7 protein-coding genes are annotated in these 6,388 nt (G+C 61.6%); all 7 read right to left on the reverse strand.

The window, feature by feature from the left end:
* Positions 1-675, reverse strand: a 675-nt coding sequence (locus JNM42_RS17435) for an NADH-quinone oxidoreductase subunit C (protein WP_294273198.1), incomplete at its 3' end; no start/stop codon positions are given.
* 10 nt (positions 676-685) lie between these two features.
* Positions 686-2,137, reverse strand: coding sequence for a hydrogenase 4 subunit F (locus JNM42_RS17440; protein WP_294273201.1), 1,452 nt, complete (start codon positions 2,135-2,137; stop codon positions 686-688).
* Positions 2,134-2,814: a formate hydrogenlyase gene (locus JNM42_RS17445; RefSeq protein ID WP_294273205.1), complete on the reverse strand. Its 681-nt coding sequence runs from the start codon at positions 2,812-2,814 to the stop codon at positions 2,134-2,136. Before JNM42_RS17445 ends, JNM42_RS17440 begins: the two co-directional genes overlap by 4 nt.
* On the reverse strand, positions 2,811-3,764 hold the full coding sequence (locus tag JNM42_RS17450) for an NADH-quinone oxidoreductase subunit H (protein WP_294273208.1): 954 nt from the start codon (positions 3,762-3,764) through the stop codon (positions 2,811-2,813). Before JNM42_RS17450 ends, JNM42_RS17445 begins: the two co-directional genes overlap by 4 nt.
* Positions 3,761-5,770: a hydrogenase 4 subunit B gene (gene hyfB, locus JNM42_RS17455; RefSeq protein WP_294273211.1), complete on the reverse strand. Its 2,010-nt coding sequence runs from the start codon at positions 5,768-5,770 to the stop codon at positions 3,761-3,763. The genes JNM42_RS17450 and hyfB overlap by 4 nt, the downstream gene beginning before the upstream one ends.
* A 183-nt stretch (positions 5,771-5,953) precedes the next feature.
* A complete protein-coding gene (locus JNM42_RS17460; RefSeq protein ID WP_294273214.1) occupies positions 5,954-6,214 on the reverse strand; it encodes a hypothetical protein in 261 nt (86 codons plus the stop codon).
* A 6-nt stretch (positions 6,215-6,220) separates the two neighbouring features.
* A partial coding sequence (locus tag JNM42_RS17465) for a hypothetical protein (protein ID WP_294273217.1) occupies positions 6,221-6,388 on the reverse strand: 168 nt, incomplete at its 5' end.

Genomic DNA, 6,388 nt, shown 5'->3' on the forward strand with positions numbered 1-6,388 from the left:
GAGTGTCGAATCGCCGGAAACGCGGCCGGCCAGCCGGGCGCCATCGCCAAGCCCCATGCCGACAAAGCGGCGCTCGATGCCCTTGTGCTTCCAGCCAAGCCGTTCCTCCAGGCGCAGCACGCTTTCGCCCATCACCGAGAAGCGGAAATGGCCGGGCTCGATGATGCCGGCATGGATCGGGCCAACCGGGATCTCATGTACACCGTCGCCTTCGACACGAACGAAGGCATAGTTCTCGTTTTCGCTTGCAAAGCGGGCATCGGGCGTGTCGCGACGCAGAGGGTAGTGTTCGGCAGGCCAGTTGGCGTGGCGCAGCCAGGGGCGCTGATCGCCGGCCTCTGGGCTGGCACCGGTCAGATCGCGTACGGCACGCTGCATGCGGTCAGCGCACGGGAAAAGCAGCGAGAGGTCAGGAAACACGGGGTTTTCGGTTGGCAGTGGCAGGGTCAGGCAGACCAGCCCTTCGGCCAGATCAAGCGCAACGTGCAAGGCATAACCGGATTTTTCGTCACGATCGCGTTCGTCGCTGCCCCACAGCGCCACCAGCCGGCGATCCGCCTTGACGACGGCGCTGCAGAAGCTGAGCAGCTCGCGGCTGTTGACGCGCGCGGCGAAGGCCAGCATGGCGTGCTCGGCCAGCGGTTCCAGTTCGATGGGTTGATTGAGAAGTTGCATGGCCGTTTTCCTAGCCAATCAATCGGGCTGCCTGCCGGTACCAGTCGGCGAGGTAGGGCGGGATCCACAGACCGAGCATGAGCACCAGTCCAAGATGGATGAATACCGGCAACAGCGCCGGATTGTGCGAAAGGGGCTGCACGCTGGGCTCGCCGAAAACCATGCCCTGCACCTTGCCGAACATGGCGGCAAAGGCCACGCCCAGTGCCGTCAGCAGGATCGGCGTAGCCCACGGGTAGTGCTTGATGGCCGTGGTCAGGATCATGAACTCGCTGGTGAATACACCAAACGGCGGCATGCCGAGTATGGCCAGTGTGCCGAGCATCAGACCCCAGCCGATGGTCGGCGATTGTTTGAGCAGTCCCTTGATGTCATCGATGATCTGGGTTCCGGCCATTTGCGCGGCGTGGCCGACAGCAAAAAAGATCGCCGATTTGGTCAGCGAGTGCACCGTCATGTGCAGCAGGCCGGCAAAGCTGGCAACCGGGCCACCCATGCCGAAAGCAAAGGTGATCAGCCCCATGTGCTCGATCGACGAGTAGCCGAAGAGTCGTTTGACATCCTTGGTTCGCGACAGATAGAAAGCGGGAACAAGCACCGTAAGCAGGCCGAAGACGATCATCAGGTTGCCGGCAAAATGCGTTTCCAGCGCGCCATCGACCAGTACCTTGCAGCGGATGATGGCGTACAGGGCGACGTTGAGCAGCAGGCCGGAAAGAACGGCAGACACCGGCGTCGGGCCTTCGGCGTGGGCATCGGGCAGCCAGTTGTGCAGGGGCACGAGGCCGGTCTTGGTGCCGTATCCAACGAACAGGAAGACGAATGCCAGCGAGAGGACGGTCGGTTCAAGCTGTGTCTTGACGGCATCGAGATGCGTCCACAGCAGGGCGCCACCCTCGTGACCGAGCACGCGCTCGGCGGCAAAATAGATCAGGATGGTGCCGAACAGCGCCTGCGCGATACCGACGCCGCACAGGATGAAGTACTTCCAGGCCGCTTCAAGGCTGGCCGGCGTACGGTAGAGCGCAACCAGCAGGACGGTGGTCAGCGTCGCGGTTTCCATGGCCACCCAGAGAATGCCGAGGTTGTTGGTCGACAGCGCGACGAGCATGGTACACATGAACATCTGGAACATGCTGTGATACAGGCGCAGACGTGCGGCCGAGAGGCGGCCGTGGTCGTGTTCGACGCGCATGTAGGGGCGCGAGAACAGCGAGGTGGTAAACCCGACGAGAGCCGTCAGCGCGATCAGGAAAACATTGAGCGGGTCGACGAAGAATTGTTCGTCGAACAGAATCAACGGCCCCTCGCCGATCACGCGCATGGTCAGCAATCCGGCGGCCAGCAGCGTCAGCAGGCTACCCGCCGAGTTGATCTCTGCCGCGCCGCGACGGTGGCCGAAGAGCCCCAGCAGCAAGGCGGTGGCGAAGGGGGCGGCAAGCACGAAAGCGAGTTCGATCATTCGTCCTTCATCCTCTCCATATGCCGGATATCAAGGCTGTCGAACTGCTCGCGAATCTGGAAGAAGAAGACGCCGAGGATGACCATGCCAACCATGACGTCGAGCGCAATGCCGAGTTCGACGACCATCGGCATGCCATAGGTGGCGCTGGTGGCGGCAAAGAAAAGTGCGTTTTCCATGGCCAGGAAGGCGATCACCTGCGGCACCGCCTTGCTCCGTGTAATCATCATCAGGAAGGCCAGCAGCACGCAGGCCAGCGCAATGCCGATGGTGGCGCGCGTGATGGTGCCAGAAAGCTGCGAAATGGGTTGCGCTACGTTGAAGGCAATGACCACCAGCGCAATGCCGATCAGCATGATGGTCGGGATGTTGAGCAGCGTTTCAATGTCCCACTTGACCGACAGCCTGCGGATCAGGCGATGCAGGATGTAGGGCAGGGCGAAGACCTTGAGGATCAGGGTGAGTCCCGCCGACCACAGGAGATGGCTCTGGTCGGTGGTGAGCGCGACGATCAGCGTCGACACGAAAAGTACCAGACCCTGCAGCATGAACAGGTTGATCAGCGTCAGGACGCGGCGCTGCGAGAGCATGGCGAAGCCGAGCAGCAACATGATCGCCGCACACAGGTTGATCACCTGGCCACTGAGCGGAATGGCATGGATCAGCGACGGGCTCATTGTCCCGTCTCCAGCAGCAGGTGCACCAGCATCGCCAGCACAGCAAGCAGGAACGCGGTGCCAAGGAACTCCGGAACACGGAAAATGCGCATTTTGGCACTCAGTGTTTCAATCAGCGCCATCACGAAACCGCCCATCGCCAGCTTCACTAGCAGGATCGCAGCGGCCACGACGAGGGCTGCCGGATCGGCTGCGCTGGGTATGCCGAAGGGGAAAAACAGGGCGATGCCGAGGCACGAATAGGCAAACAGCTTGAGGCTGGCGGCCCATTCGATGAGCGCCAGATGGCGACCCGAGTACTCAAGGATCATGGCCTCATGCACCATCGTCAATTCGAGGTGGGTGGCCGGGTTGTCGATCGGTACGCGGGCGTTCTCGGCCAGCGAAACCATGGTGAAGGCAACACCGGCAAAAGCCAGGCTCGGATAAATCACGAATTCCCGGTGCGCCAGGGTTTCCACGATGGTCGACAGCGAGGTGGACTGGGCGATCAGCGAGACCGTAAAGAAGACCATCAACAGGGCGGGTTCGGCAAGAAAGCCGATCAGCATCTCGCGCCGCGAGCCGAGCGAGCCGAATGAGGTACCGACATCCATGCCGGCCAGGGCAATGAAGACACGCGCCAACGCAAACAGACCGACGAGGGCGATGGCGTCGGCGGCCGGGGAGAAAATCAGTTCGGTCGACAGCGTCGGCACAATCGCCGAGGCCAGCGCCATGCACGAAAAAATGAGGTAGGGCGCCGCACGGAACAGCGAGGAGGCGTTGTGTGCCAGCAGCACGTCCTTGTGGAACAGCTTGCTCAGCGTGTAGTAAGTCTGCAGCAAGGGCGGGGCCGAGCGGTTTTGCAGCCAGGCACGGCACTGGTTGACCCAGCCATTGAGGATCGGCGCCATGATCAGGGCAATGGCGAGTTCGAGCAGTTGGGCAAAGAGGGCGTAGAAGTTCATCCGCGCGTCCACACCAGAAGGGCGATCAGAGTGACAAAGCTGTAGAGCAGGTAAATTGCGATGCGTCCCTGTTGCAGGAAGGCGATGATCCGGGTGCCGTACCCGACAATCCTGGCGATCGGCAGATAGAGCCAGTACCAGAAGGGATCTTCGACCAGACTGCGGTAACGTGGCTGGGTATCGAAGGGCGAAGGGTGCTCTCGTGTTCGTTTGAAGAAGGGCGAGAAGATTCTGCGGATCGGCTGGCCGAAGCCTTCGGCCGTGTCCTGCATTCGGCTGGTTTGCAGCGGGAAACCGCAGTCCCAGGGCGGAACGCGTTTCAGGCGCCGGCGGAAGCGACGGTTGACCACCCAATAAACGAGCGGCATGAGGACGACGATACTGCCGAGGAAGATGGCCGGACTGTAACTGGCTCGATCCTCGCTGATCGGTGCCAGAAGCCACCAGCCATGGCTGCTTGCGGCGAAGCTCAGGCCACTGCCGACGAGCTGACGGGTGACCGGGTCGAGCAGAGTAATGACGACATTGGGGAGCAGTCCCAGCAGCAGACAGCCTGCCGCCAGCCAGAGCAGTCCGATGCGTTCAAGGCGGCCGGCGTCGTGGGCTTGTGCGAGTTTTTCCTCGCGCGGCTGGCCGAGGAAGACAACGCCAAAAAATTTGACCATGGCGAAGCCGGCGAGTGCGGCGATCAGGGCGATGGCGCCGGCGACGAGCGGCAACAGCATGTTGAGATAGCCCTGCGGCAGTCCGGAGGTGAACAGGAAGCTTTGCAGCAGCAACCATTCCGAGACGAAGCCGTTGAGCGGCGGCAGGCCGGCCGAGGCCAGCACGCCGACCAGCGCCAGCCAGGTGACCCACGGCATGCGGTGGATCAGGCCGCCGAGCTTGCCGAGGTTGCGTTCGCGCGTGGCGTGCAGCACCGATCCGGTGCACAGGAACAGCAGGCTTTTGAAGAAGGCGTGATTGAGGCAATGATAGAGGGTGGCGACGAGGGCCAGCGCGGCGAGTTGCGGCATGGCGAAGGATTGGAAGATCAGGGTCAGGCCGAAGCCGACAAAAATCAGACCAATGTTCTCAATCGACGAGTAGGCGAGCAGGCGTTTCATGTCGGTTTGCACCGTCGAGAAGATGGCGCCAAAAATTGCGCTGGCCAGACCGAGCAGCAGAAGCAGTGCGCCCCACCACCACAGTTGCGCATGCAGCAGATCGAAGCTGACGCGCAACAGCCCGTAGATCGCCGTCTTGAGCATGACTCCGCTCATCATCGCCGAGACCGGCGAAGGCGCGGCCGGATGCGCTTCGGGTAGCCAGACATGCAGCGGCAGGAGGCCGGCCTTGGCGCCAAAGCCGAACAGCGCAAGCAGAAAGGCGATGGTCGGCCAGATGCCCAGTGTCGGGAAATCGCGCATGGCATCGAAGGTGTAGTCCCCCGCGCTGCCCGCCATGACGCCGAAGGAAAGCAGGATGCCAACGGCGCCGACGTGGGCGACCAGCAGGTAGAGATAGCCGGCGCGCCGGATTTCGTCATGGCGGTGTTCCGAGGTGACCAGGAAGAAGGAACTGAGCGCCATCGTTTCCCAGGCCACCATGAAGGCATAGCCGTCATCGGCCAGCAGCACGAAAGCCATGCTGGTCAGGAACAGGTGATAGAGCAGGCATTGCAGCCCTGGCGCCGTCCCCTCGCCCTTGCGGATGTAGCCGGCGGCATAGATCGAGATGCCGGCAGCGGTGGCGCCGAGCAGCAGGAGAAAGAACGAGGAGAGCGCGTCAAGGCGTAAATGGAAGGGGAGATCAGGCAGGCCGATGGGCAGGACAAGAACTTGCGGACTGCCGTCGATGCCGCTCAGGGCAAGACCCGCGAGTGCCAGACCGCAGACGGCGCCGAGCGGGAAAAGCACACGGCTGATCAGCGTGAAATTGTGCTGGAAAACCACACCGATGAGGCCGATCAGCAGCCACACCAGAGCCGTGGTCAGTACCCAGTCGATGAGCAGAAATTCATGCATTTTTGGCTAGGGAAACGCCGTACAAGTCGTCACACCGGCGGAAGCCGGTGTCCATTGCCCTGATCGTTCCGGATTCTGGCTTTGGTCCCGAAGGTTACAGGGCCTAGGGCTCAAACACGCTTGGGGTGCGCCAGAACGACGTTTTGACAGTTGATCGGTGAATCCCTGATACATATGCACCGGCTATTTGCCTTCCTCAACGACGTTGACTGGCCGTTTGATCAGCTCGCGCAAAATCTGCGCTGCGGCCCAGAGCATCAGCAACAAACCGGCGATGATGGCCGCCAGCGCTCCCGCCATGCTGCTGGGAAAGTCCGGAATGAACAACGATTGTCCTTGCGCAAACCACAGGGCGCCGCTCGCAAACGAGACCATGCCGACGACATCAAAGATGGCGTAGAACATGATCTTCAGCGTGAGTTGAGGGCGCTGTGCTCGGGTCATGGCGGTTTATTTTACGCGCATTCCAGGTTGCGCACCGGCATCGGGTGTGAGCAGGAAGAGGCCGGATGTTTTGCTCTCCGCGCTGCCTTCAACGCCTGAGGCGGCAAGCACCATGCCCTCACTCATGCCGAACTTCATCTTGCGCGGCGCCAGGTTGGCGACCATCACCGTCAT

This window comes from Propionivibrio sp., assembly GCF_016790145.1.
Taxonomy (GTDB): domain Bacteria; phylum Pseudomonadota; class Gammaproteobacteria; order Burkholderiales; family Rhodocyclaceae; genus Propionivibrio.

Coding starts and splice junctions, on each gene's coding strand:
- hyfB (WP_294273211.1), bottom strand. CDS start 5,770: ATGCATGAATTTCTGCTCATCGACTGGGTACTGACCACGGCTCTGGTG.
- JNM42_RS17460 (WP_294273214.1), bottom strand. CDS start 6,214: ATGACCCGAGCACAGCGCCCTCAACTCACGCTGAAGATCATGTTCTAC.
- JNM42_RS17450 (WP_294273208.1), bottom strand. CDS start 3,764: ATGAACTTCTACGCCCTCTTTGCCCAACTGCTCGAACTCGCCATTGCC.
- JNM42_RS17440 (WP_294273201.1), bottom strand. CDS start 2,137: ATGATCGAACTCGCTTTCGTGCTTGCCGCCCCCTTCGCCACCGCCTTG.
- JNM42_RS17445 (WP_294273205.1), bottom strand. CDS start 2,814: ATGAGCCCGTCGCTGATCCATGCCATTCCGCTCAGTGGCCAGGTGATC.